Origin of the sequence: Sphingobacterium faecium, from assembly GCF_003054045.1 — a bacterium.
Lineage (GTDB): Bacteria > Bacteroidota > Bacteroidia > Sphingobacteriales > Sphingobacteriaceae > Sphingobacterium > Sphingobacterium faecium.
This window is the reverse complement of record NZ_QBKH01000003.1, coordinates 554167-580739: the sequence shown is the minus strand read 5'-3', so window position 1 is coordinate 580739 and position 26573 is coordinate 554167. Positions and strand designations below refer to the sequence as shown.

Genomic DNA, 26573 nt, shown 5'->3' with positions numbered 1-26573 from the left:
AAGAATAATGTTAATATACAAATCTACTTAGATAATTTTCTGTTGTTGTACCTCATGAAAATTATTGAACTTTATATAATTTCATTCCTAGTCTATTTTGTGTAAGAATATAATATATTAAAAAAATTGTAACAAATTATGAACAAGTCATCTTCTCTATGGTCCAATTTTGACAATCAATTGATATACCATGATGTCACTATATTTAAGATAGCTATTCAATAAGAAATGTTCAAAAAATAGTTTAATAGCAAACCGAATTAAAAAATTAGAAAAATCGATAAAATTAGAGCAAATTATAAGTGTTTATCATTACTAAATTAGGCTCCATAACATATCATCTTAATATGAAAAGACAACTAATATATCTATTCACCAGTTGCTGTTTATTTACAGCAGGTATAAAATCTGCTTCAGCTCAGTTAATGAAAGAGAAGGAAGAATTTTCCCGAGCAGATTCCTTAAGAGGTCATTTAACTCCTTTAAGGACCTGTTATGATATTCAATATTATCATCTGGATGTTAAAGTTGATATTGATCGTAAATTTATATCAGGAACTAATCTATTTCGTTTTAAGGCAACACAAGATTTTAAGCAATTACAATTTGACTTATTTGCCAATCTAAAAGTGAGCAAGGTTATTTATCGTGGTAAAGAACTACCTTTTACACGAGAATACAATGCCGTTTTTATTGATTTTCCCGAAACCATTACCAAAGGCAAAGAAGATGAGTTTATAGTATCATACGAGGGTCATCCAACAGAAGCAGCACGCGCTCCTTGGGATGGTGGTTTTGATTGGAAAAAAGATAGCAATGGAAAACCTTGGATTGCTACGGCATGTCAAGGCATGGGTGCTAGTGTTTGGTGGCCAAATAAAGATCATCAATATGATGAAGTGGACAGTATGTTAATCTCCATAGCGGTTCCAAATGGGCTTATGAATGTTTCCAATGGAAAATTAATCCAAATAGAAAAAATGAAGGACGGCTTTACTAAGTATCATTGGAAGGTTGTCAATCCAATCAACAATTACAATGTCGCTCTGAATATTGGAGACTACATTCATTTCAAAGAAAAATATAAGGGTGAAAAAGGTCCTCTTGATATTGATTATTATATCTTGAGAGAAAATAATCAACCACAGAAAAAACAACATTTAAAAACAAATGCAAAGCAAACATTAGAAGCATTTGAACATTGGTTTGGCCCATATCCATTTTATGAGGATGGATACAAATTAGTCGAAACTTCACATACTGGTATGGAACACCAAAGCGCAGTCGCCTATGGCAATCAATACCAAAACGGCTATCGTGGACGAGATGCCTCTGGAACTGGCTGGGGCAAAAAATGGGATTTCATTGTGGTCCATGAATCTGGACATGAATGGTTTGGCAATAACATAACCTCCAAAGATCTTGCCGACATGTGGATTCATGAGAGCTTTACTAACTACTCAGAAGCTTTATTTATAGATTATTTCTATGGAAAAGAAGCGAGTCAGGCCTATGTCCATGGTAATCGCAGCGGCATACAGAATGATAAGCCCATGCAGGGCCCATTTCATGTTAATAAAGAAGGATCTGGTGATATGTATCCCAAAGGAGGAGTAATGCTCAATATGATTCGTACAATGATTGATGATGATGAAAAATGGCGGTCCATCTTGAGAGGATTAAATGCGAAGTACTTTCATCAGCAGGTTGACTATCAAGATATTGCTCAGTACATTATTGAAAAATCAGGTATAGATCTCGCCAAGTTTTTTGAACAATATGTACAACACATTTCTATTCCGATACTTGAAATAAGAAAGGATATTTCTGGTAAAATACTTGGGCGGTGGATCAGTGAAGTAAAAGACTTTCATATGCCCATCCATATCGGTACAAACGAAAATCCAAAACAGCTTGTGATGCTGGATCAACATTTCAAAGAAATAAAAATACCCAATCTAACTAAAGAAAATATCACCATAGACACTTTCAATTACTACATAGGTGTATTGATAGAATAGAGTTCTATATGTGATGTGGCAACCTCGAGATTGATGGATCTAATAATATAGAATGGGGAAGGTCTAGTCCTTAATTTAATCGAATAGACCTTCTCCATATCCTAATTAATCCCAACCGCCACCCAATGCACGATATAGTTGAACTACCGCATATAATTTTTGGCTTTGGTCATCAATATCTTTCAATTGTGCCTTTAAAAGATTTTGTTCCGCAGCCAACACATCTGTATAATTAGTTTGTTGATGGTTTAGAAACAGTTCCTTATTAAATTCAAGTGCTTGGGATAAGGCATCCAACTGTTTTCTCCTCGATTTTTCTTTTTGTAAAGCAGTATCATATTCAAAAAGAGCATTAGACACTTCTTGACTGGCAATCAATAGGGATTTTTCAAATTGATATAAAGCTTGTTGCTGTCTAGATTGAGCGGTAGATAAACGTGCTTGATTAGCACCTTTATTAAAGATTGACTGTGTCAAACCACCAGCGATGGAACCAAAAAGACTGTTACTTGAAAACCATTGGTTCCAACCAAGATTTGAAAAACCTCCAGAAGCAGTTATTTTTAAAACGGGGTAGAAGTAGGTACGGGCTACGTTCGTTTCCTCAAATGCTGTTCTGAAATTTAATTCTGCCATTTGTACATCTGGACGATGCGCTAAGAGTTGTGCAGGAATACCTGGTTTTAGATCATATTCAACCTGCTGTTCCTTTAATGATTGACGTATGATTGTACCTGGATTTCGAGCCACTAAAAAACTAAGACGATGTTCTTTTTCTTTTATTTTTTGCTCAATATCTGGAATATCCAATTTAGCTTCATAAAAATTAGCTTTACTTTGTACAACTGCTACTCCATTAAGCAATGCATTTTCAAAAAGCATTTCAATGGCAGCTGCATCCTCAGCCCGATTTTCAGCTGTTTTTTTTATAATCAGCAACTGTTGATCCAACGCCAATAGTTCATAATAATTTGACGCAATATCTGCAATCAATTGCGTCTGTACAGCACGTTTTGCTGCATCAGTAGCCAATAGCTGAGATAAAGCAGCACGTTTAGCACTCCCTAGTTTACCCCAGATATCAATTTCCCAATCGGTGCTTAACCGCACATCATACTGTGTATTATTTCTGGGAAAACCAAAACTTTGAAAAGTAGGATATTGTTGAGAATTTGCGGATATATTAGTGTTCAATGAGGGCAAAAATGCTGCCTTTTGCAAACGTAAATTAACCTGAGCTTCTGTTATACGTTCAACAGCTATTTTGATATCGATATTTGCTTTTAGTCCTTCTGCTATCAATCCCTGCAAAAGGGTATCAGTAAAAATTTCAGACCATTTTAAAGTAGCCATATTCATGGTATCGATCTCTAAAGACGATTGACCTGTGGTATCCTTAGGGTTGGACATAGGGGAATGATAACGTTCATTCACTTTATTTTCTGGTGATGCATATGGGCGTGTTATCTGGCAGGAACTCCAACTAACCAGGCCGATCATAACAAGCACCATTATTTTATAAGGCATATTTATCATCTAAATTGAATTTATTTTAAAAGTGATTGTCATTTTTTATTATATATCTTCTCAGGCACGAGCTGATTGATCGGATATTTTCACACCTGAAATCTTTTCTTGTAAACCTTGGAATACTATAAAAAGAATAGGTATTACAAAAACACCAAATACAGTCCCAATCAACATACCCCCTACTGCAGCAGTCCCAATAGACTTATTACTTAGCGCACCAGCTCCAGTTGCTAACATCAAAGGAATCAATCCGAAAATGAAAGCAAAGGAAGTCATCAAAATAGGTCTTAATCGCGACTTTGCTCCATAAATAGCGGACTGAACCAAAGTTCTACCACTCAGACGATGTAAAAGAGCAAATTCTACAATCAAAATCGCATTCTTTGCTAATAGACCAATCAGCATAATTAGACTGATTTGTAAAAAAATGTTATTATCAATTCCAAATAATTGCGCAAAAGCAAATGCCCCCGCTAGACCAATAGGTAATGACAAGAGTACTGAAAATGGAAGAATATAACTTTTATACTGTGCACTTAAAAGAAAGTATATAAAAAGAAGGCAAAGGGAAAAAATTAAAACCGTTTGGCTACCGCTGGATAATTCTTCACGCGTCAATCCTGAAAATTCGTACGAATAGCCACGATCTAATGTTTGAGCGGCTGTCTCTTCTATGGCTTTAATAGCATCGCCAGAACTATAACCCACATTTGGGATTCCTGTAATGGTACTGGAGGTAAATAGGTTAAATCGTTGAATAAATTCTGGCCCATAAGTTTTTTTCAAGGTTACAAACTCAGCAATTGGCGCCATATTACCTTTTATCGTACGCACATAAATTTTATTGATATCTTCCTCCTTTGCTCTATAATCAGCTCCAGCCTGCATCATCACACGATACTGCTTTCCAAAGCGATTGAGATCTGAGGCATAAATACCACCAAAGTATCCTTGCAAAGTGGTCAACACGGTATTGACGCTCACACCAGCAGTTTTACACTGCGCTACATTGATATTAATTTCCAATTCAGGGAAACCAACATTAAATGAACTCGTCGCATAATTAATCTCTGGACGTTTGCTCAGGGCAGTAATAAATTGATCAATATTTTCGTTAAATTGCAAATAACTTCCTCCTGTTTTATCTTGCAACTGCACTTCAAAACCATTGCTATTTCCAAATCCCTGTAAAGTCGGTGCCGCAAAGAAAATAACACTTGCACCTTTGATATGAGCTGTCTTTTCAAATAATTTTTGAACAATCGCTGCTGCACTTTGATCTTTTCCTTTACGTTCTTTCCAAGGCTTTAAACGGATGAACAAGGCACCATAAGATCCACCGGTACCGTGCAGTAAATCCATTCCAGACAATGTCGAGGATAATTCAATTTCTGGTATGCTACGGGCGATACTATCAACCTCGAAAGCGATCTTTTCAGTACGTTCCAAAGTTGAGGCTGGAGGTAAAACAACATTTCCAAAGATCGCACCGCCATCTTCATTAGGAACAAACCCCGTTGGCGTGGTTTTTATTAAGGTATAAAATAACAATGCAAAGGCTACAATACCAACAAAAGAAATCCATTTGCGTCGTATTAAAAAGCGCACCACTCCTACATATTTTTTAGTCACAACTTCAAAGGCGATATTAAAACCTGTAAAAAATTTAGGAATAAAACCTTTGTGGTTTTCAGCATCAGCTGTATGTGGTTTCAATAATAAAGCACATAATGCTGGACTTAGAGTCAAGGCATTAATCGCCGAAATAATAATAGCCACAGCTAGCGTTAAACCAAATTGTTTATAAAAGACACCTGCGGAACCGGTTATAAAAGTAACAGGAACAAATACAGCCGACATGATCAAGGTAATCGAAACAATAGCTCCACTAATCTCACTCATGGCATGCAGAGTTGCTTTTTTTGCAGACTTAGCCCCTTGATCAAGTTTTGCATGTACCGCCTCAACTACGACAATTGCATCATCTACCACAATACCAATAGCTAACACAAGTGCAAATAGAGTCAATAAATTAATCGTAAAGCCAAAGAGTTTTAAGAAAAAAAATGTTCCTATAATAGCTACTGGAACGGCTATGGCAGGAATAAGGGTAGAACGCAAATCTTGTAAAAAAAGAAAAACAACTAAGAAAACCAATATAAACGCCTCGATGATTGTATAAATAACTTTCTCAACCGATGCATCTAAAAACTCATTGGCATTTAAAAAAGTATGATACTCCACACCGGGAGGAAAATCTTTAGAAGCTTCTTTCAAAATATTTTCACAAGCAATAATCAATTCTCTTGCGTTTGAACCTGAAATTTGACTTATCGCTCCTCCAGACGAGAGCTTACCTTGTGTTATCAATGAAGTCGTATAATCAAGCGCACCAAATTCTACATCTGCAACTTCTTTTAACCGTAAATAATCTCCAGATACACCACTTTTCAAAATGATATTTTCAAATTGCTCTGGATCCTCAAGGCGACCCGTGAATTTCAATGCATACTGTAAAGATTGACGGCTATTCTCTCCTATTTTACCTGGTGCAGCCTCTATATTCTGTTCTTTCAAAGCAGTTATAATATCTTCTGGTATTAAACCATGAGTCGCCATGACATCTGGTTTCAACCAAATACGCATGGAATACTCTTGATCACTATAGATCTCTGCTGCACCAACCCCTTCTACGCGCTTCATCTGAGGCATAATATTTATACGTAAGTAATTATCGAGAAATTTACGGTCATACTTTCCATCTTTACTATACAATAAGAAACTAAATGCTGTACTACTCAACTGCTTACTGGTGGTAATTCCAGATTTAATAACTTCAGCAGGTAATAAACTAGTTGCCTTACTAACCCGATTTTGGACATTCACTGCCGCCATATCTGCATTAGTTCCTTGTTTAAAAAATATAGTGATAGCAGCTGTTCCGTTATTACTGGCAGTAGAGGTCATATAAGTCATATTTTCAACACCATTAATTTGTTCCTCTAAAGGTATAATGACACTTTTCATGACCACATTGGCATTTGCTCCTTGATAAGAGGCTGTTACCACTACTGTAGGAGGTGCAATTTCAGGATATTGTGAAATGGGTAGCGATAACAATCCTAAAACACCAAGCATCACAATTATAATCGATATTACCGTGGATAATACCGGATTTTCTATGAATTTTTTTAACATTTTTTTTCTATTTTATTTATTCGAAATAGGGGCCGGTTTTATCTCCATCCCATTACTTAAAGTCCCAATACCTTCTGTAATGACAATATCTCCAATATGAAGCCCACTTTTTACAACATATTCTTGTTCCGTTGAGGTTGGATACAACACTATTTCAGTGTGATTGACAATATTCTTTGGACCTACTTTATAAACAAAGTAATTTCCCTGGATTTCAAAAACAGCTTTTTTAGGAAGGAAAATTGCTTGATCAATAGTAGTAGGTATACGAAGTATCGCACTGGCGCCACTCCATAAAAGTCCTTCAGGATTAGGAAACAATGCTCTAAAATTAGCAGAACCTGTTTCCCTGCTCATCACACCACTTAAGCTTTGAATTTTCCCCTGGGGCATGTAATCATTTCCATCTGCTGTTCTCAAAGTAACAGAAGGCATATTTTTCAATTTTTCAGCCATATTTCGACCTGTATATTGATCTAAAAAGCCATTTAACTGTTTCTGACTTAATGAAAAGTGTGCATATACTTCTCTTGTATTGGCAATTGTGGTTAAGGCCATCTCAGAATTACTACTGACTAGGCTACCTTTTTTAAGAGGAAGACGACCTACAATACCCGTAATTGGACTTACAATCTGTGTAAATCCCAATTGTGATTGCGCATCGGACAAAGCAGCTTTAGCTTGGTTAAGCTCTGCTTTCTTCACGCGTTCCACATTTCTTGCTGTAGTCAATTCAAATGAATTCACTATTTTTTTGTCGACTAAAGCCTGTGTTCGCAAAACTTGAATACTAGCCGTCTCCAAAGCAGCCTCGACAGCTAGCACCGCTGATTTTCGCTGATTAACATCTTGGACAAAACGGTTGGCATCAATTTTAAATAGCTTTTGTCCTATCTTGACCAGACTACCCTCCTCGACAAACACCTCCTCGATGTAACCATCTATTTTGGATCGAATCTCAACAGTTTGTATCCCTTCTAATGTAGCTGGAAATTCAACATACAAATCCGCTTTCTGCGCATTTAACGTTAACACTGGATATGAAGAAATTTTATTTGTAGGAGACTCCTTTTTCGATTCACAAGATATTAATCCTATGAAAAGAAAGAATAATAGATATAAGTGTGTTTTTTCCATGGTAATAATTTTTGAATAAACAATATGTAAAAATTTAATAATGAGATTTTTAGACCACAACATGGTATTAATAACAAGACATAGTTATCCCGTTCCCCCGCTCAAACCTGTTTTGGGGTTGGGGATATTTTAAATATTTAGATGATGAAATCTATATGTTCATCTTTTGCGCGAGGGTTATTACCTCTTCAGCGTATTCCAGTACGGAACCACAATTATAAAGGCAAAATGAACTCCTTGAGTTATTTGTTTAGGAAGGTGTATTTTTGATGTATCAATCCACATAAAATAAATATTACAATTCTTACTTTACATTCATCAAATTTATAATTGGAAGTCTATGCTTAAAATTATCCATTTTGATAAGTGTAACAAAAGTAGTAATTTTGAATAATAAAACAACTAAATACTTGTTTTATTATTTTATGACGACAAATCGAATTTTAATGTTACTGAAAATGCGTGGGCCTCTAACGGCACTCGACATTGCCCATGAATTAAAAATAACTAAGGAAGGTGTTCGACAACAACTCGTTAAGTTTATGGAAGAAGGCTTAATAGAAGTTGAAACAGAATCGAAAGGAGTTGGAAGGCCTCAAAAGTATTTTACGATTTCAGAAATCGGAAATCGGAAATTTCCGGATACTCATGCTGAATTGACTGTTAAATTATTAACAATCATCAAAGATGCAATGGGCAAGGATGCTTTACAAACGATTATTGATGCTAATGAGGTAACAGGTAAAAAAAGATATCATGAAGAGATCGATCCTCTACCCGATCTAAACTCTAAAATCGCCCGTTTGGTTGCTATTCGTACACGTGAGGGGTATATGGCAGATTATTCTGAAGATGAAGAAGGATATCTACTGGTCGAAAATCATTGTCCCATTTGTGCAGCGGCAAAAGCTTGTCAAGGGTTTTGTAATTCAGAATTACAAATTTTCCAGTCCGTTTTAGGAGAAAGTGTTTCTATTCACCGTACCGACCACATAGTAGCTGGTGCTAGACGGTGTGCTTATCGGATCGCTCTTTCTAAAAACATGGGGAATAATGAAGCATAAAAAATGCCCAAAGAACTAGATTCTTTAGGCACTTTTAGGTTAAAAACTAGGATTGATCATATTTCAATATTATTTTAGATCAAAAAACTATAATACGAATTCTAAAATCAAATCTTTATTTATGCTGATACCAGATCAAATCGATCAGCATTCATGATTTTATTCCATGCTTTTATAAAAGCATGGACAAAAGATTTCTCATTTCCCGATTCAGCAAATACTTCTGCCACTGCTCGCAACTCAGCATGTGATCCAAACACGAGATCAGCTCGACTAGCAGTCCATTTTGGTTGCCCCGTTTTTCGACAAGTCCCTAAATATAATTCTTTTGTCTCGTCCATGGCTTTCCATTCTGTCTGCATATCTAACAGATTCACGAAAAAATCATTAGTTAATTGCCCTGGGCGCAAGGTAAAGACACCATGTTTAGAGCCATCATAATTGATGTCTAACACTCGAAGACCACCAATTAGAACGGTCATTTCGGGAACAGAAAGATTTAACAACTGAGCTTTATCAATTAAAAGCTCCTCTGTTGAAATGGCTTTATTTTTTAATTTACGATAGTTTCTGAAGCCATCTGCAAGTGGTTCTAAAAATGCAATGGATTCCATATCGGTTTGCTCCTGACTAGCGTCCGTACGTCCAGGATTAAATGGTATCTGCACATCATGACCTGCATTCTGTGCTGCTTTTTCAATAGCAGCTACGCCAGACAACACAATTAAATCTGCAATTGAAACCTGCTTTCCGTCAAATTGCGCATGATTAAACCTTTGCTGGATATCTGTTAACACGATCAAAACCTGATTCAATTGGTTTGGCCGATTGACCTCCCAATTACTCATCGGTAAAAGGCGGATGCGAGCACCGTTGGCACCACCGCGTTTATCCGAATTACGAAAAGTAGATGCCGATGCCCAAGCTACGGATACTAACTCAGAAATTGATAGACCTGTATTCAAAATTTCAGTCTTTAAAAACTGAACATCAGCGTCATCGATCTGTATATATTCTATTTTTGGAAGTGGATCTTGCCATACAAACTCCTCATGAGGTACATCTGGTCCTAAGTAACGTGACCGAGGTCCCATATCGCGATGGGTCAACTTAAACCAAGCACGAGCAAAAGCGTCAGCAAACTCGTCTGGATTATTGCGAAATCTCCGAGATATTTTTTCATATTCCGCATCAAAACGCAGTGACAAATCCGTTGTTAACATGGTTGGTTTTAATTTCTTAGTGGCATCATGAGCATGCGGAATAATTTCTCCAACATCTTTAGCGATCCACTGATGTGCTCCAGCAGGACTTTTTGTTAATTCCCATTCAAAATCAAATAAATATTCAAAAAACTGATTCGTCCATTCTGTGGGTTTACTAGTCCAAGTTACTTCTAAGCCAGAGGTAATCGTGTCTGCGCCTTTTCCAGATCCAAATGAGTTTGCCCATCCTAAACCTTGAGATGCTAGATCTGCAGCTTCAGGTTCTTTACCAACATGGTCAGCAGGACCTGCACCATGTGTTTTACCGAATGTATGACCGCCTGCGATCAACGCAACGGTTTCTTCGTCATCCATAGCCATACGACCAAATGTATCACGAATATCTTTTGCGGCAGCAATTGGATCAGGGTTGCCATCAGGACCTTCTGGATTCACATATATTAATCCCATTTGAACAGCTGCTAAGGGATTTTCCAAATTCCGGCTGTGTATTTTTCCATCTGCATCATCATCCGACACCAATACACCATGTGACTCTGCAACACCTTCAGATCCCTGCGCATAACGGACATCACCTCCTAACCAAGTTTTTTCGGAACCCCAATACACATCTTGATCTGCTTCCCATACATCCTCTCGACCACCTGCGAAACCTAAAGTTTTGAATCCCATGGATTCTAAAGCCATATTTCCAGTTAAGATCAGTAAATCTGCCCAAGATATTTTACGTCCGTACTTTTGTTTTATAGGCCATAATAAACGTCTTGCTTTATCTAAGCTCACATTATCGGGCCAACTATTTAGCGGAGCAAATCGTTGTTGCCCACGCCCAGCACCGCCCCGTCCATCACCCACTCGGTAAGTTCCAGCACTATGCCAAGCCATTCGAATAAATAATGGCCCATAATGCCCAAAATCAGCTGGCCACCAATCTTGTGACTGTGTCATTAACTGTTTTAAATCATTTTTTACTGCTTCTAAATCTAAGGTTTTAAATTCTTCCGTATAATTGAAATCTGATCCCATTGGGTCTGACTTAGTAGCATGTTGACGTAGCAAATTAACTTTTAACTGATTGGGCCACCAATCTTGATTTGTTGTACCTCCACCTGCAACAGCTTTTCGCATTGTTCCATTATGAAATGGACACTTATTAATATCATTTAATTCGTTTTCCATTGATTTCTATTTTATCAGTAATTTAATTTCTAATTTTGGTTATTCTAATCTAATAAATTTAAACAAAAAAAATTCCCAAATGAAATTTTAATTACCTTAAAAAACTAATCTTCAAGAAAATAAATCAATAAACAGTATCATTATTGATGAAATATTTTCCCAAAATATAAATGGGTTACATCACATGATGTAACCCATTTATATTGTATTCCATTTATTTATTCCCTATAAATCCTAGGCACTTCTATAGCCTAAACTCCTACAATAAATGGATAAACTTTTCTTACTTTTTTATGCTTAACCAATCTATAGCTTCTTGTAGTTCACTTATTTCATAACCTTTAGCCTCTCCTGGACTGATATAGCTAAAGGCATCCGTAAATTTTTCTACTGCTGTTTGATCAGTCACGATAGCCATTTTTTTCCAAGCTGTAAAATGTTTCAAGCCCGCTATTAGATCTTGCACCCAAGCACCTGCTGTAAAATTTTGCACCTCTGTTTCCAACAGTAAAAGATAATAGATCTCGTTATAACGATCAGTTAATGATTCTAGCCCGGGTAATAAAACATTTTTTAAGTCATCTGCTGTGACCTCTCCGCTTGCACGTACACCAAATACATGGTCTGGTAGATTTTGAATAACTCTAAGCATATCTAGTATCATTTTATGTATATAAAAACAACAAACTAAGTCTAGCTTTGTTTTGGAGGAATATACCCAAACCTATAAGCTTTTTATAATTGTAATATAATGACTAGACATCAACTTACATTAAAGCAATTTTTAACTTTTTTACATAGAAGGTGAAGCACCTTCGAACGGGGTAGATTCATAGAACTTTTTTGTGTTCAGATCTTGCAAGCGTTCGATATGGTTATGCTGATCATAAAATATTTTAAAAGTTCGCAAAATCTTGTTCTTCCTATCCGTGAGATAAAGCATATTCTGGTCAATTTTTGCATCATACTGAACTAATTTGACAAACATAGATAGCACGTCGTTCTGTACATTATAATTCTCTTGTTCGCTCTTTTTCAATTTAACTTCAACATCTCTAAAGGAAACTCTGCTGTCTACCTGGTCACCGTTTAATTCGATAATTTCCCTAAAAATAACATTTGGAGCTAAGGTCGTATCCGCATTTATTTGCCAAGCAAAAGCTAGAGGAAAAAGCGGTACATTTTCACTCGTTTTATATTCCTCAGGAATGACAATTTCTGGCGGTGCTATAATATCTGGTCTTTTAATTCTAGTTTTCTTTGTAGACTTTGTTTGTGCTATACTTTGACTAGCAACGACAACAAAAAGTAATAGAAAGTATTTTAAAATTTTCATTATTTAACGATTAGGTTATACTATTTTAATTTAGAATTATTGATTACATGAAACTAGCAAATCATCTTCTACGAAAATACCCATTTTTTTTGCTTTAAGAAGATCTGCGCAACATGTTGGATCATTTAAAAACTGTTTAATCTGTCCCCTAACATAATATGAAAAACCATCGCTTTTGTCTAGATCTATTGCCTTATTACAATCTGCTAAAGCAGATTTAAGATTTAGATCTGCTTTTTCAGAACGTATTTTTGAATTAATTGTCCAATTCATCCTGAAAGGTTGGTTAGGCTGTTTAGTACGGATAATAATAGCTGACTGGGTTGGTTTTTCGGATAGGCTTACCTTGGCTATGGCCCTATTTATGTAAGCTAGAGCATACTTTCCATTGATTTGGATACTTTGGTTGAAGTCAACCAAAGCTTGATTATATTGCCCTAGCAACAAATAGATATGGCCTCTTCTATTAAAATATAATTCTTTTGCAAATCCATTGAGATTTGGAATCAATGCAATGGCATCATTCATTCGTACTAAAGCGGTATCCAATTTTCCAATATTCACTTTACTTTCCGCGTCGTGATAATAAATATCCGCTAAAGAAGCATCGTAATAGGATTGAAGTTCTTGTTGGCTTGCATTGATAAAGCGAGGATTATTTTTAAATTCAAGCATCAAGCTCGCCTTATTAATTAAAGCAATATCATAATTTAAAGTAGCGTTAGTAAAATCTTTCAGAGCCAAGTGGGCATTACCTTTAAAAGATAAAATCATGGCGTTATCAGGAAATTGCCGTAATCCTGCATCGTAAATTTTTAACGCTTTTTCATATTGTTGTAAGTTATAAAAAGCCACCCCGCGCTGATAGTAATAACTGGCTTTGCTGGAATCACAAAAGGTCGACATTGATTCCTCCATGTTTTTGTATAATTCAGCATCCTCTAACTTTTGCTCCAGAGCTAATGCTTTTGCTGTTGTATAGTCTTGACAGGATGCATCCAAATCTTCTAGCGCATAATATATTTCGGCTCTATTTAAATATGTGATAACATCATTGGGATTAAGTTGGATCGATGTATTAAGATCTGTCAAAGCATTTTCAAATTGTTTCAAATGGTTATAAACAGTACCCCGAAAATTATATAATTGAGGATCAGGAGCAACTAAGGAGATTGCTTGATTGATATCTTTCAATGCAGCAGAGAGGTCGTTATTTTCAAATTTCAATCTACCTCTAAAAAAATAAGCCTTATAATGCTTAGAATCGAGTTCGATCGCTTTATTAAAATCCAACAAAGCTTTAGATTTTTCTTGATGATTTAAATGATAATTTCCTCTTTCCACATAGTTACTGGCGCGATCAGGAGCAATTGATATTGATTTATTATAATCTACTAAAGCACCAATCTTATCACCGATCATATCCTTTATTCTTCCTCGATTTGATAAAATCATATCATCGTTTGAATCATTAGCCACAGCTTTATCTAAATAGTTTAATGCTTGATTAAAATCATTTTTAAAAGCGTAAATCAGACCTAGATTGAGATAACAACGTGCACATGCTGGATTGACCATAAGTGCTTGACGGTAATAATGCTCACCACGCTCTAAGTTGTTTAATTGCAAATATTGATATCCCGTTAATCGAAGTAACGTTTCTTCTTTAGGTTGCTTTTTAACTTCTATCTCTAAATATGGAATAATCTTCTCTGGTTGGCCGATTTGATTTAAAGAATCTACTGTTTTTTCATAAATACTTTTGATCTGACCAAAAACCGGAGCACAAAACAAAACGGACAATAATAAAATGGCCAACTTAATTCTCATAATAAAATATTTATAATTCAATATATCTATAATTTAACGGTTAACTTCTGATTTACCATAAGTACTCTATTAACAAAAAATACGCTTAAATGTTAACATACATTTTTATGTGGGAACTACGTCTTTATTTTATAGTAACATTCCAACGGATCTATTACATGTCTTTGATCCATTATCAATTTAAACTGGCTCTATAATAATTGATTTTTTTAAAGTGAACACCATCGATATCTTTTGATTGAAAAGTTTTTACTATAAACGTATCGTTGTCCAACCAACGGATTCCTTCAATCGTAAAATTTTTACTCTCGAAACTTTGATGCTCTTCAAGAATATGTGTCTTATTTCTATTCATCTGCAATAACCCAATAAAACAACTATTGCCATCATATAGCCAATTATAATAATAAACTAAATAGTTGCCCCGTGGAGATATGATAGGGGTTTCAACTGCCCCATCCCCTATGGAAACAATCGTATACGAATTTCCTGTTAGACTATCGATTAATGCAAGTGAACCAAAACTTAATTCATCAGACATGATATTCTCTGTGATCGCATACATATTAAGCTGAGGATAGTATCCAAGGAATTCATATCCATTAAAATCTTTTTTATCCGGTAGTGTTTTCTTAAATTTTATTTGACCGGTATTAGTCTGTAAATAGAAATTTGTTTTGCTCTGCTTAATCTTAGGTATTACGAATTGATTTAGTGATTTGCATTGTTCATATTCCACAACATTGGATTTTACAAAATTTATTCTTGGCAATTTCTGGTAATCTTCAACATACCCAATATCATTATTATTAATCAACTGCCCTTTCAGTTCACTTACGATCAATACCAGCATGGCAAAAATTAAAACCAGATATTTGGGAGAGTATATAAGCATTGACTTAAAAAATTAAATTTAGTATCTGTTTATTATCCAAATATTAATATGGAAACAAAGAAAGATTGAACCATTAAAACTTAACAACTTATTTATTTATAATTAGGCAATTTAACACGCTCTTTTAGATCCTTTTTGGCATTACCTCCAAAAATTTTTGAAATTTTTTTCACCAACCTGCTTGATGCTATTCCAAGGGCAGCATTAAAAAGTGTGATGCCCAACTTTGTCTTAGGATGTGCTACCCATGGCACTCCTGGAGGTAAGCTTTGAATATCTTCAACAAAAGGTCTCATCAACTTTTCGTAAGCTTCAAAAGCATCTTGATGATTTTTATGTCGTCCTAATTCACCTGCCAATATATATGCGCCCACAATGGATAGACTTGCTCCCATTCCTGACATTGGAGTGGGGCAATAGGCCGCATCACCAACCATTGCGCACCTTCCATTAGACCATCGAGGAGCCTTTACCTGACTTATACGATCAAAATACACATCTTTACTTTGATCTAATGCTTTTAGAATACGTGGAGCTTGCCATCCGGCATCTGCAAATTTATCCTTCAAAATTTCTCTCTGTTTTACTAAATCTAATTTTTCATAGCCGTTATCTGGTGAAAGAAAAGAAAAGGAAGCTCGGGTTGTACCCACATTATCAGGTCTTGTGTTTAATACTCTCGAGCCAGGTGCATTATACCAATATGCCCATTCATCATCAGACTCGATCCGAGGAATGGTGAGATATGAACAATAAACGCCAATGTACTTAATCTGTGGCTCATCTCCGAACATCAACTTACGTGTCGTAGAACGGATTCCATCTGCCGCGATCACGAGGTCAAAAATGCGCGGCGCATTATTTTTAAAGGTAACTAAAACCTGATTTCCCTGATCTTCTAACACCGTAATCTGGTCATCAAAAATATAACCTACATTTTCCCGGGTTGCATGATAGAGGATTTGAGCAAGATCCCCTCGGAGGATTTCTAATTCAGCCGTTCCAAAATCTGAATTTGCTTTTGGAAACTCGGCTTTAATACGATGAGCGGCATCGACAAAACGAATACCTAACTCACCAGTATTAGCGGCTCGGATTTTATCTTCCAACCCCATGAGTTGTACGACTTTCTGTGCTTCATCTCTAACATCTATATTTTGTCCACCTAATCTCAATTCTGGAGCGCGCTCTACTACAGTCACTTCAAAACCAAATCGAGACAACCAAAATGCAAGAGTTGGACCAGCAATACTGGCTCCTGATACAAGAACAGTTCTTTTTTCCATATATATTTTAAATAAAAATGAAGCGATACTTAATGTTAAATACGTATTATAATACATTTAGTTTTCAAATACGATTCCCTTTATCAAATAATCTGTATAAAGTAACATTATTTAAGATATATCTACTATGATTTTAAATCGTTCATAACAGCGTCTATTTAATCATCCATAGTACCTGCTATTTAAAATATCAATTAAAAATTATAAAAACTAAATTTACGTTAGATTAATTAGTAAAAATCAGTTTACAATAAGAATTGAGTTTTAGTTTAATCATGATTTCTGTGTGAAAATGAAAGTGAAAAACTGAATCGTCGGTATTTTATAAAGATAGCTTGGATTTATAAAAATTTCACAAATTATTAAAGTTACCTATTTGTTTAGATCCTAAAAACGATACAGATTCCACTACGTTTACTTGGTAGGATTTTATAACTTTACGTTATGAAATTGGTACAGGGCAAACAGTTTAATATTTTGTTTTTTTTACTCTGGTTAATTATTGTTGCTGTAATTTGGGTAGTGAGTGACTATCATCAGCATGATCCATTTTCCAAGATCATTTTTTTAGGTCTACAGTTATTTATCCTAATATTAACTACATACATCTTATGTAATATCTTGTTACCCCCAATCATCATGGGCAACAAGATTTATCTCTTTATCGTTATATTAGTCGGTATTTCGTTGATTCAGGCTACATCATTATATTATTGTGATGTCTTTTTAAATTTTTTAGAACAGAAAAAGATTATTTCTCCAAGCTTAGATGGAGCTCCAGATGAATTATTTGTTGCTATATCTAGCTTTACCCCCATTGCTTTGCTTTTAAATATGGGATTTGGTGGATTGAGATTTTTATATGATCATTCACGGCTATCCGAAAAAAACAATCTATTGCAAAAGAATCTTCTAGAAAGTCAAATCGCAACGTTACAAGCACAAATTAATCCTCATTTTACTTTTAATATTCTAAACCATATTCATATTTTAATGCAAACAAATCAGGATAAAGCTTCCGTATTATTATTAAAATATGCTGATATGTTACGTTATCAACTTTATGAAGGAAATAAGGATTTAACAAGCTTAATGGTTGAGATATCCTTCCTGAAAGACTTTATTACGATTGAAGGTATCCGATGGGATAATAGATTGTCTATAGACTGTTCTTGGGAGATCAGAGATCCACAAACGAAGATATCACCTTTTCTTTTTTTTACCCTGTTGGAAAATGCATTTAAACATGTGTCCAAATCAACATCGAATCTGGGGTTTGTAACTGTAAAAATGTGGCAGGAAAAAACTAAAATTCACTTCGTTGTCGCAAACTCAATTTCTACAGCAACCATTCTGCCGAAAAATAGAATTGAATCCGGATTGGGGTTATATAATCTTCGAAAACGACTTGAATTGATCTATCCAGATCGACATTTGCTCAAGACACAACAAAATGAAACAGAATATATAACCGAATTGATCATTCAGCTTTAAATAGAAATAGTAAAAATGACAAATAAAAGGATATTATCCTGTCTCATTGTTGATGATGAGCCGCTGGCAGTAGAGGGCATTAAATTTTACCTAAGTAAATTAGCTGATATCTCTATTGCTGATGTCTGCTACTCAGCACTCGAAGCAAATCAAAAATTGAAGGAAAATCAGATCGATCTGCTCTTCTTAGATATAAATATGCCTGATATATCTGGGTTGGATTGGCTCGAAAGTATCATTATGCCACCAATGACGATTTTAACAACAGCCTATTCAGAGTATGCGATGGATAGTTATCGTTTAAATGTAGTAGACTATTTGCTAAAACCCATTTCAATGCCGAGGCTAGTTGCTGCTGTTGAAAAAGCACATCTGCGAAAAAGTTATTCTTCAATGGTAGAATCTCCAATCAATGTTCTTTATATCAAGCACGCTGATGCACATTTAAAAATTAATATCTGCGATATTCTATTCGTGGAGTCTATGCAGAATTATGTAAAAATCTATACGGTTGAAAAAACTTATATTGCGCATCAGACTATGTCTTCTATTAGTGATAAATTGAATAAGGAATTGTTTTATAGGATACACAAATCCTATTTAATCAACACTACTTACATCAATAGTATTAAAGGAAACCGTATTTTTATTTTAGAGCATGAACTGCCATTATCTAAGCACCGTCGCGAAGATTTCTTTAAAACAATCGTGCATCTTTAATTCCTAAAAATAGATAGATGCTCTGAGCATCGGATAGTCACCGGTAAGGTCGGTCCAGATCATTTTCTGGTTTCTTTTTCCTTCAGAATAAAACATTTTTTTAAGTTTAGGTGTAATAGAGTAAGCCAGTTCTGTTGATAGAATCCCAATGCCCGCTCCTGCTAAGACATCGCTAAACCAATGTTTGTTATTCAACATGCGGAATATCCCAGTGCTAGCGGCTACTAGATACCCCGACGAAGCGATCCATATATTTTGATCTTTATATTCCTTAAAAAGCATATGTGCCCCTACAAAAGCGGTTGCGGTATGACCAGAGGGAAAAGATTTGTCGTTTGAATGGTCAGGTCTCCAAATATGAGTAGTTTTTTTAAGTGCTTGGGTAGTTATTGCGGTGATGGTCGCAGCTGTAGCCATTGCTTTCATCCGCTGAGAAATACTATGTTTTGCTTTTAGACCGGTCAGTTCCAATGCAAAAACAGCTAAGGAAGGTGTATACTGAATAAAATCATCTACATATGTTCTTCCTGTGTATACACTATTGGCAATTTCTTTTGCCTGTATGTCCAACCTCTTTAAGGCCGGAACTCCAAGAGAAACTAAACCATAACCAATTAGGCTTCCCGATATCACGATAGGTGTGGTAAAATGCGTTGGCTTTTCTACTCTTGGTAACTTAGAATACAACAGTAGCGAATCAAGTGAACATGCGAATGTAGAAGAATTGACAATATAGATGAAAAGTAGCAATAGGTATTGTTTAAATTTTAACATGTTGATCTTTTTCAGCAAAGATGTGAGCAACTCATACGCTAATCAAATTACTTTGACCAAAGCTTATTATGACTTGATTACAGGGAGAATACTGTTGATGACTGGAATCAATCTATAGTCAAAATAACCTTTAATGTACAATTACTAATCTAATTGCGAAAAACAATTCAACTGACTTTCGATCAAAAAATTGTGGGTATTCATCAGGATTTCTTATCACAGATCAAAGAGAATTTATCATCTGACTTAACCTAGCAATCTTTATCTCATCAACCTATATCGATAAAGATTATAAATAAGGTTAAAATATATATAAATATCAGGCACCTAAGTCATTGCTTATTAATAAGTAATTAACATATTGACAAAAATATAAATTCAAAATAAATGAAAAAGTCGCAGGACGAAAAAAATGAAAAATATATCTGCAGTAGATATAAGGAGTACATTGCTAAAAGAAAAAAATGAAGAGGATATCGTCTGATCTAAAACCAAACAAGCGAGCGAATAGATAAAGGCCCAACCATTTAAGTGGAAAATATTTAGTGCGCTTCAATAAATCTCAATAACTATTACAAACAAAAATAGATCTATATTTTCTAAATTATTTTGATAGTGTAAGCTTAATTCAAATTGAAATTGATTATTGTTGCGACAAGATAGTATAAAAAACAAGTGAATGCTACAATAAATTCGGCTTTATAAAAAAAATCAAGCGCAAATAGTATGCGCTTGATTTAATTATTTTTAAACTCTTGCAGACTCATTAATTTCTATACCCGAATCCTCAGATTGCTCTTCCTCTTTCTTCAGAAAATCTTCTAGTTCTTTTTCCAATTTTCCACTAGAAACTGTTTTTTTTAGATCAACATTTTCTTTCCCTTCTCCATGGGGTACAACTTTAGTCAGTAAAACTGTCACCTTTGTTTTCCCATCAGATAGTTTAGTCAAGGTTATATCCCAAGTAGACGCTATCATCACCGCATCCATAGGTTTTTTGTAACTAACAGCCATATAATTCTTTTCAATAGCAACGGCATATTGCTCTTGATCAATAGTGACACTAGTTATAAAATTATCATCACCTTTAGCTGCATCAGACATTCCATCAGGTGCAACCAGATTTTGAAAATCCCCTACTCTGCTGATTAAAGTATTCATGTCCTTATTAATGACGAAAGATTTTTCCTGAGCCATTGTCACGGAAAAGCTCACAAGAAGTAAGCAAATTAGAACTATTTTGTATTTCATATTGAATTGTTTATGATGGGTTTAACAATTGTAATAACTATTCAGTTTTTAAAAAATTATCGGAACATGACCTTTTTCTGTACTAAGTGGCTTTTGTTCTCATTAATCAACTTTTTCAAAATAATTTGTTTTAAGCTGATATTTAATTTTACGTTTAGTAATATATCCATCAGCTTGAATCAACGGAAGTATAATTGTTTTACTTTTGCTATCAAATGTCAACTTATAATCACTCGATTTCAAATTATCCAATCTATTCCTATTAGATAAACTCGATAAGTCCACTTCATAACCTAATGTATTATTAATTCCAGTTTTTGTTTTAATCAACTTCTCATCAGGATTCAATTTTCCATTTTCAATTGAAAAAATCTTAGCTTGATAATAGAACAGTGCGCTGCTACCACGACTTACTCTACTGGTCATATAATAATATTTATCCCCAACCCTAACATCGTTAATATCATAATAATCATAACCATCATTATTTTTAGGTGTGCGATCTAATTGGGCATATACTTTCCCATTATGACTATATTGATACACATTCTGAAAAAACTGCATGGTGCCACCTTCCAAGGTATTCCATGTATATATCCTAAATAAGCCATCCTTAGAAGTCACGATATCAATATTGTCTCTGATATTTTTAAACGGATATTGAAGTGTTTTGCTATTATTTGAGGTAAAATCAAGAATAAATTTCTCCAATTCCTGATTATAATACACGAGTGAGTCATATGCCTTATCATCATGACTATCGCTCCACTTTGTTCTCTGCTCACTCAGTTCATTTAATTTTTTTTCCAACAGATTCATATTTTGACCATAAAGTGGCACTGTCAGAGCTATCAACACGAGTAAAATAAAATTTTTCATCATACTTCAATCAAGGGAATAAAATAATTCAATCCATCCACCATAGGATAGATCTATTTGGCATTATATTTTGCTGCGATGGAGTTAATACTTAACCAATCACAACATGTTTAGGCAAACATAAAGCCAAAATTTTGTTATTATTCACGTTGATGATTGACTATCCAAAATAAGTCCTCCCTAAACTACAAATATCTACGGGTCTCCTATCGTCTATATTTTACGGTGTAACATTGTCATTATGATTAAATTTCTAATATTTATTATCTTTAAACAACGTTCTATATTCATCTCCAGACGTAAAAATCAACATGATGATGAACCCACTAATAAGAATGGGCTTTACGGCTAAAAAAGGGTGTGTGTTAGGAATTGCATAGCCATGATAAAAAATTTTTAAATTATAAATAATACAGATGTATACATTAATAAGAACAAATTCAGATCATGAAGATTTTCAAAAATTAGTCCAGCAATTAGACAGAGATCTCGCCCTTAAAAATGGTGATAAAAATGATTTTTTTGCCCAGTATAACAAGTTAGATTTGATTAGATATGTTGTGGTTGCCTATATGGATAAACAGCCTGTAGGCTGTGGTGCAATAAAAGAATATGAAGAAAGCATGATGGAAATCAAACGGATGTTTGTACCTATTGAAAATAGAGGAAAAGGAATTGCCAGCGGAATATTACAAGAATTGCAACAATGGGCAAAAGAATTGGGTTATAAAAAATGTATTTTAGAAACGGGCGATCAGATGGTTGAAGCAATTGGATTGTATAAAAAGCATGCATTCATCATCATTCAAAATTATGGTCAATATGAAAACATAACGAGTAGCATCTGCTTTGAAAAAAAGATATAATTTATTTTTAAATCTTCAGAAGTTACCATATATGTCTCAATTGGAGTATACTTTATAGTATATTTGAAGAGATGAATTTGCAGCAATCATAAAAAACTACGATCAATGTCGTTAACTGTATACAATAAAAGCAAATATGAAACTATTGAGCATACAGCCTCCAGCTCATCTAAAAAATGTCATCAATGAGTTTTGGTCTGCCACTATTCCAAGCACAGTATCTGGAGTTGATGAATATAAAATTTTAGCTGATGGGGCGCCAGGGATTATTTTCCAGCATCACAACGGAAACTCTAATTTATTTAGAGGACAGGATACTGCTTTACCCATTTCTTTTATTTATGGCCAGAAGAATGGTGCCCCTTGCACCAATTACATTCATGGAGCTTCTTTTATCTTTGGAGTCAACTTTCAACCAGCAGCAGTCAAAAAACTATTTTTAATCAACACATCCGAATTGACCAATACACTAGTCGAATTGAGAAATTTTTTTTCCGTACACTTTACCGAAAAGTTATTAGATGCATCCTCCATACAACAACTTGTTGAACTATTTAGTCAAGAGATTTCTCAAAAATTATTGAATTCTAAAAATCAAAACAGTATAGAAGAAAGTGTTAATTTGATTCGAAACAGTGCTTTTAAAATAAATTCTGCTTTGCTGGCGCAACAATCTCTGTTATCAAGAAGACAATTTCAGCGCAAATTTAAAGAATACGTCGGCATATGTCCAGAAACATATTCCCGAATTGTTAAGTTTCAAAACTCAATTCACCTCATAAAAACTGGACAGTTTAATAAGTTAAACGATATCGCTTACAGGATTGGGTATGCCGATCATTCTCACTTTGGCAGAGAATTTAAATTATTTTCCAGCCTAACGCCAAAGGAATTTTTAGCATTACAACATTCAGAAAATGATACTGGTACAATACATGGTAATGAGTTAAGTCTACTACGCATTATGAAAAATTGGCGATGATGTCGCCATAGTTCTATTTTATAAAAATTAGATTTCTTTATTTTGACAGCTAACATTTATAGCATGGACAAAATAAAAATACATCATCTAAACTGCGTGGATATCTTAACCCCTATGCAACTCAGTGCCATCGGACATTGCATTTTATTGGAAACAGCAAATAGACTTATTTTAATTGATACTGGAATTGGACTTAACGATGTACGAGATCCGCTAAAAAGGATAGGGAAAGAAGTGATTAAAATGGCTGGTTATCGATTTAATGAATCATCTACTGCAATCAGGCAAATAGAAAAACTAGGTCTAAATCCGGCTCTGGTTACCGATTGTATTATTTCTCATTTGGATAATGATCATATTGGTGGGCTTGCAGACTTTCCAAATGCCACAGTTCATATTAGCATGGAAGAATATAATAATTTCAAATCTGGAAATCCAAGGTATCTACAAGCGCCTATGCTCCATAATCCAAAGATAATTACTTATGGACCTTCTTTCAATCAGTGGAATGGCCTGCAATCCAGACATCTTAATCTCCAAATAGCAGATATTTCGCTAATACCTTTGTTTGGGCATACACATGGACATTGCGGAGTAGCGATCAACCTGCATGATACCAGTCTTTTCTACATAGGTGATGCCTATTACCTCAGAACAGAACTAGAGGATGATAGTCAACCTGTTAGTCAATTGGCAAAAAATAGAGCGGACGATGATATTCAAAGGATCAATACACTAAATATCCTACGAAACTTTATCAATCAACACCCAGAAATAATAGTTTTTGGTTATCATGACATCAAAGAGTTAGATCAATTCATTTGTAATTAACCACCTTTAAAGCAAACAGTACTATGGATGTAAATCGATGAGCACTGTTGAAATCAAACAACATTATCCGTATGGGGTATACCTATCCAATTTGTAATCCTAGAGAAAAGTAAACTATTGAAGTATCTGAAACGTTTACAGCTACACAGTGTATTGACATTACAACATATTATCCTTGGATAGACAAATAAAATATCTTTAACAATATGCCACCTGAGGATACTTATCATAACCCATTATGGGATTTTATAAATCATGAAAACAAGAGGAGTTTTGGACTTACAGTACAATTTGATGATGATGATAAGACGGAATTTTCATTATGTATTCTAGACTGAAATACGTGAAATTATTTTTTAAACTTTTAGGTTCAAAAGAAAAAATGATAGTCAATGGTACTTTTGCTTTTAGTCTTCAGGATGCAATCTATTATTTCATATGTTTTACTGATTGGTCATTTTGAAGAATTGGAACGTTTATATCAATAACAATAATTGGATTCAGTTTTTTTTTAAGTCTAAGATTTCTCTCTCACGTGCTACGGATTATATGCATTAAAAACATAGGCTCAATAAAATTACATATTTTATTGAGCCCACAATAATTATTAATATGAAGGATTCTGTATCAAAACCCCTTGACTTCGATCAATTTCGGTTTGCGGAAGAGGCCATTTGTAAAATTTATCTTCAAACTTATACGTTAAAATTCCATCTTTTACGTTATTCAGCACTTTTTCGGCAATATGCCAGCGCTTCAAGTCAAAATAACGAAACCCTTCGAAAGCCAGTTCCATCCTTCTTTCTTTACGAATTGCTGTCCTCATTTCATCTTTTGTCAGTGTCTTCGATAAATTGCCAAGTCCTGAACGTAAGCGTAATGAGTTGATGGCATCATGAACAGCAATAGTAGGACCTGACAATTCATTTTCTGCCTCCGCAAAGGAAAGAAGCACCTCCGCATACCTAAACATTACCCAGTCCTGCTCACTTTGGGTTGAATAACCATAAGGGATCAAATCTGGAGAAAGAAACTTTTTTAGTCCATATCCCGTAGGAACGTTATTTGAGGGTTTATGGATGGTGCCATTAAAATCAACTTGCCCTACAAAAACGGTTTGGTCTCTTCTTTTATCATTGGCTTCAAATGCATCGTAAAAACTTTTCAAAGGACTTGCTACTAACCAGTCCCCATACCATTGATCCATAGATGTCGCATTGTCAGGAGCTAAAAATTTAACCGAGAAAATGATTTCAGGATTTCCTTCCTGCGTAGTACTTCTAAAAATAGATTCAAATTGTGGAGACAATTGATATCCTGCCTGCATGATCTCCGTTGCAACGTTTTTAGCTTGTTGGATAATTTGCAAATCTACATTCCCATTTTGTCCATAAGCAATAAACAACAGTATGCGTAGTTTTAAAGCTTGAGCTGAGGATTTGACAAGATGTCCCTTTGCATCTTTATAAAGCGAATTAGGAAGATTAGCAATAGCTTCATCTACCTCATTTAAAATAAAATCCAACACTTCAGTTGCAGGCACTTTGGGCTGAATTTGATTTTCTAATGTCAATGGTTCTTTTACCAAAGGAACGTCTCCGTAACATGTATACAACAAGTAATAATAGTAAGCGCGCATAAAACTAGCCTCCCCAACATATATTTTCTTTGCTGTCGCATCTATGGCACTTCCCTCATAGTTAGCTAATTTCGATAGAAAAATATTCACCCGTGCGATACCTGCATAACAGTTTTTATAGACATCGCGGATATAGCCATCTGATGATGAGAAAATATCTCCACGTACGATAGCTTGGCTACCATTGGAATTGTGTTGACCATATCCATTATCTGTAATCAGATCCCAGTCTGGCGTGCCTGCGGAAAACATAGGAGTCTGCAAATTTCCATAAATAGCCGTAAGTGCCATGTCGAAATCTTGTTTGGTTTCCCAAAATTGATTAGAAGACAACTTATCTAGCGGGTCTCTATCCAAAAAATTTTTATCACATCCTTGAATAAAACATGCAAGTAATGATATTACTGTTATTATGACAATTTTTTTCATTTTTCT

The 26573-nt window shown here is 34.8% G+C and carries 20 protein-coding genes; 7 read left to right on the top strand and 13 right to left on the bottom strand.

Features of this window, described 5'->3' with window-relative positions; genetic code table 11:
* Window positions 1–347 precede the first annotated feature (347 nt).
* On the top strand, window positions 348–2021 hold the full coding sequence (locus tag C8N37_RS10670) for a M1 family metallopeptidase (protein WP_211322229.1): 1674 nt from the start codon (window positions 348–350) through the stop codon (window positions 2019–2021).
* Between the two features lie 105 nt (window positions 2022–2126).
* Here the strand turns inward: C8N37_RS10670 and C8N37_RS10665 are convergent, their stop codons facing one another.
* The 3 genes from C8N37_RS10665 to C8N37_RS10655 are packed head-to-tail and all read right to left on the bottom strand — an operon-like array spanning window position 2127 to window position 7886.
* Complete coding sequence (locus tag C8N37_RS10665) at window positions 2127–3548, bottom strand: TolC family protein (RefSeq protein WP_108158883.1); 1422 nt, start codon at window positions 3546–3548, stop codon at window positions 2127–2129.
* A 60-nt stretch (window positions 3549–3608) separates the two neighbouring features.
* A complete protein-coding gene (locus tag C8N37_RS10660; RefSeq protein ID WP_108158882.1) occupies window positions 3609–6749 on the bottom strand; it encodes an efflux RND transporter permease subunit in 3141 nt (1046 codons plus the stop codon).
* 12 nt (window positions 6750–6761) lie between these two features.
* A complete protein-coding gene (locus tag C8N37_RS10655; protein WP_170114514.1) occupies window positions 6762–7886 on the bottom strand; it encodes an efflux RND transporter periplasmic adaptor subunit in 1125 nt (374 codons plus the stop codon).
* A gap of 446 nt (window positions 7887–8332) precedes the next feature.
* Here C8N37_RS10655 and C8N37_RS10650 point away from each other — a divergent pair, with 446 nt between their 5' ends.
* Window positions 8333–8950, top strand: a complete 618-nt coding sequence (locus C8N37_RS10650; RefSeq protein WP_244914395.1) for a helix-turn-helix transcriptional regulator — start codon at window positions 8333–8335, stop codon at window positions 8948–8950.
* A gap of 119 nt (window positions 8951–9069) precedes the next feature.
* On the opposite strand, the gene katG is transcribed toward C8N37_RS10650, so the two are convergent.
* The 6 genes from katG to C8N37_RS10620 all read right to left on the bottom strand — a co-directional run bounded on the left by katG (window position 9070) and on the right by C8N37_RS10620 (window position 16702).
* Complete coding sequence (gene katG / locus C8N37_RS10645; RefSeq protein ID WP_108158880.1) at window positions 9070–11355, bottom strand: catalase/peroxidase HPI; 2286 nt, start codon at window positions 11353–11355, stop codon at window positions 9070–9072.
* 283 nt (window positions 11356–11638) lie between these two features.
* On the bottom strand, window positions 11639–12007 hold the full coding sequence (locus C8N37_RS10640; RefSeq protein WP_094772562.1) for a SpoIIAA family protein: 369 nt from the start codon (window positions 12005–12007) through the stop codon (window positions 11639–11641).
* 141 nt (window positions 12008–12148) lie between these two features.
* Window positions 12149–12691: a hypothetical protein gene (locus tag C8N37_RS10635; protein ID WP_108158879.1), complete on the bottom strand. Its 543-nt coding sequence runs from the start codon at window positions 12689–12691 to the stop codon at window positions 12149–12151.
* A gap of 36 nt (window positions 12692–12727) precedes the next feature.
* Complete coding sequence (locus tag C8N37_RS10630) at window positions 12728–14521, bottom strand: tetratricopeptide repeat protein (protein WP_108158878.1); 1794 nt, start codon at window positions 14519–14521, stop codon at window positions 12728–12730.
* Window positions 14522–14696: 175 nt separating this feature from the next.
* Complete coding sequence (locus C8N37_RS10625) at window positions 14697–15416, bottom strand: hypothetical protein (RefSeq protein ID WP_108158877.1); 720 nt, start codon at window positions 15414–15416, stop codon at window positions 14697–14699.
* Window positions 15417–15508: 92 nt separating this feature from the next.
* Complete coding sequence (locus C8N37_RS10620; RefSeq protein ID WP_108159068.1) at window positions 15509–16702, bottom strand: FAD-dependent monooxygenase; 1194 nt, start codon at window positions 16700–16702, stop codon at window positions 15509–15511.
* Window positions 16703–17341: 639 nt separating this feature from the next.
* Here C8N37_RS10620 and C8N37_RS10615 point away from each other — a divergent pair.
* On the top strand, window positions 17342–18196 hold the full coding sequence (locus C8N37_RS10615) for a sensor histidine kinase (RefSeq protein WP_211322228.1): 855 nt from the start codon (window positions 17342–17344) through the stop codon (window positions 18194–18196).
* A gap of 15 nt (window positions 18197–18211) precedes the next feature.
* Window positions 18212–18916: a LytR/AlgR family response regulator transcription factor gene (locus C8N37_RS10610; RefSeq protein WP_108158875.1), complete on the top strand. Its 705-nt coding sequence runs from the start codon at window positions 18212–18214 to the stop codon at window positions 18914–18916.
* 3 nt (window positions 18917–18919) lie between these two features.
* Here the strand turns inward: C8N37_RS10610 and C8N37_RS10605 are convergent, their stop codons facing one another.
* The 3 genes from C8N37_RS10605 to C8N37_RS10595 form a co-directional block, all read right to left on the bottom strand.
* On the bottom strand, window positions 18920–19690 hold the full coding sequence (locus C8N37_RS10605) for a phosphatase PAP2 family protein (RefSeq protein WP_108158874.1): 771 nt from the start codon (window positions 19688–19690) through the stop codon (window positions 18920–18922).
* Between the two features lie 747 nt (window positions 19691–20437).
* Window positions 20438–20941, bottom strand: coding sequence for a hypothetical protein (locus tag C8N37_RS10600; RefSeq protein ID WP_146171058.1), 504 nt, complete (start codon window positions 20939–20941; stop codon window positions 20438–20440).
* A gap of 102 nt (window positions 20942–21043) precedes the next feature.
* The gene (locus tag C8N37_RS10595; protein WP_146171057.1) at window positions 21044–21823 is read right to left on the bottom strand and encodes a hypothetical protein; all 780 of its coding nucleotides are present in this window, start codon (window positions 21821–21823) and stop codon (window positions 21044–21046) included.
* A gap of 413 nt (window positions 21824–22236) precedes the next feature.
* Between C8N37_RS10595 and C8N37_RS10590 the strand changes: the two genes are divergently transcribed.
* The 3 genes from C8N37_RS10590 (at window position 22237) to C8N37_RS10580 (ending at window position 24499) form a co-directional block, all read left to right on the top strand.
* A complete protein-coding gene (locus tag C8N37_RS10590; RefSeq protein WP_108158871.1) occupies window positions 22237–22686 on the top strand; it encodes a GNAT family N-acetyltransferase in 450 nt (149 codons plus the stop codon).
* Window positions 22687–22822: 136 nt separating this feature from the next.
* The gene (locus C8N37_RS10585) at window positions 22823–23668 is read left to right on the top strand and encodes a helix-turn-helix transcriptional regulator (RefSeq protein WP_108158870.1); all 846 of its coding nucleotides are present in this window, start codon (window positions 22823–22825) and stop codon (window positions 23666–23668) included.
* 63 nt (window positions 23669–23731) lie between these two features.
* Window positions 23732–24499, top strand: coding sequence for an MBL fold metallo-hydrolase (locus C8N37_RS10580; protein ID WP_186812824.1), 768 nt, complete (start codon window positions 23732–23734; stop codon window positions 24497–24499).
* Between the two features lie 607 nt (window positions 24500–25106).
* Here the strand turns inward: C8N37_RS10580 and C8N37_RS10575 are convergent.
* Window positions 25107–26567, bottom strand: a complete 1461-nt coding sequence (locus C8N37_RS10575) for a RagB/SusD family nutrient uptake outer membrane protein (protein ID WP_108158869.1) — start codon at window positions 26565–26567, stop codon at window positions 25107–25109.
* Between the last annotated feature and the right edge of the window lie 6 nt (window positions 26568–26573).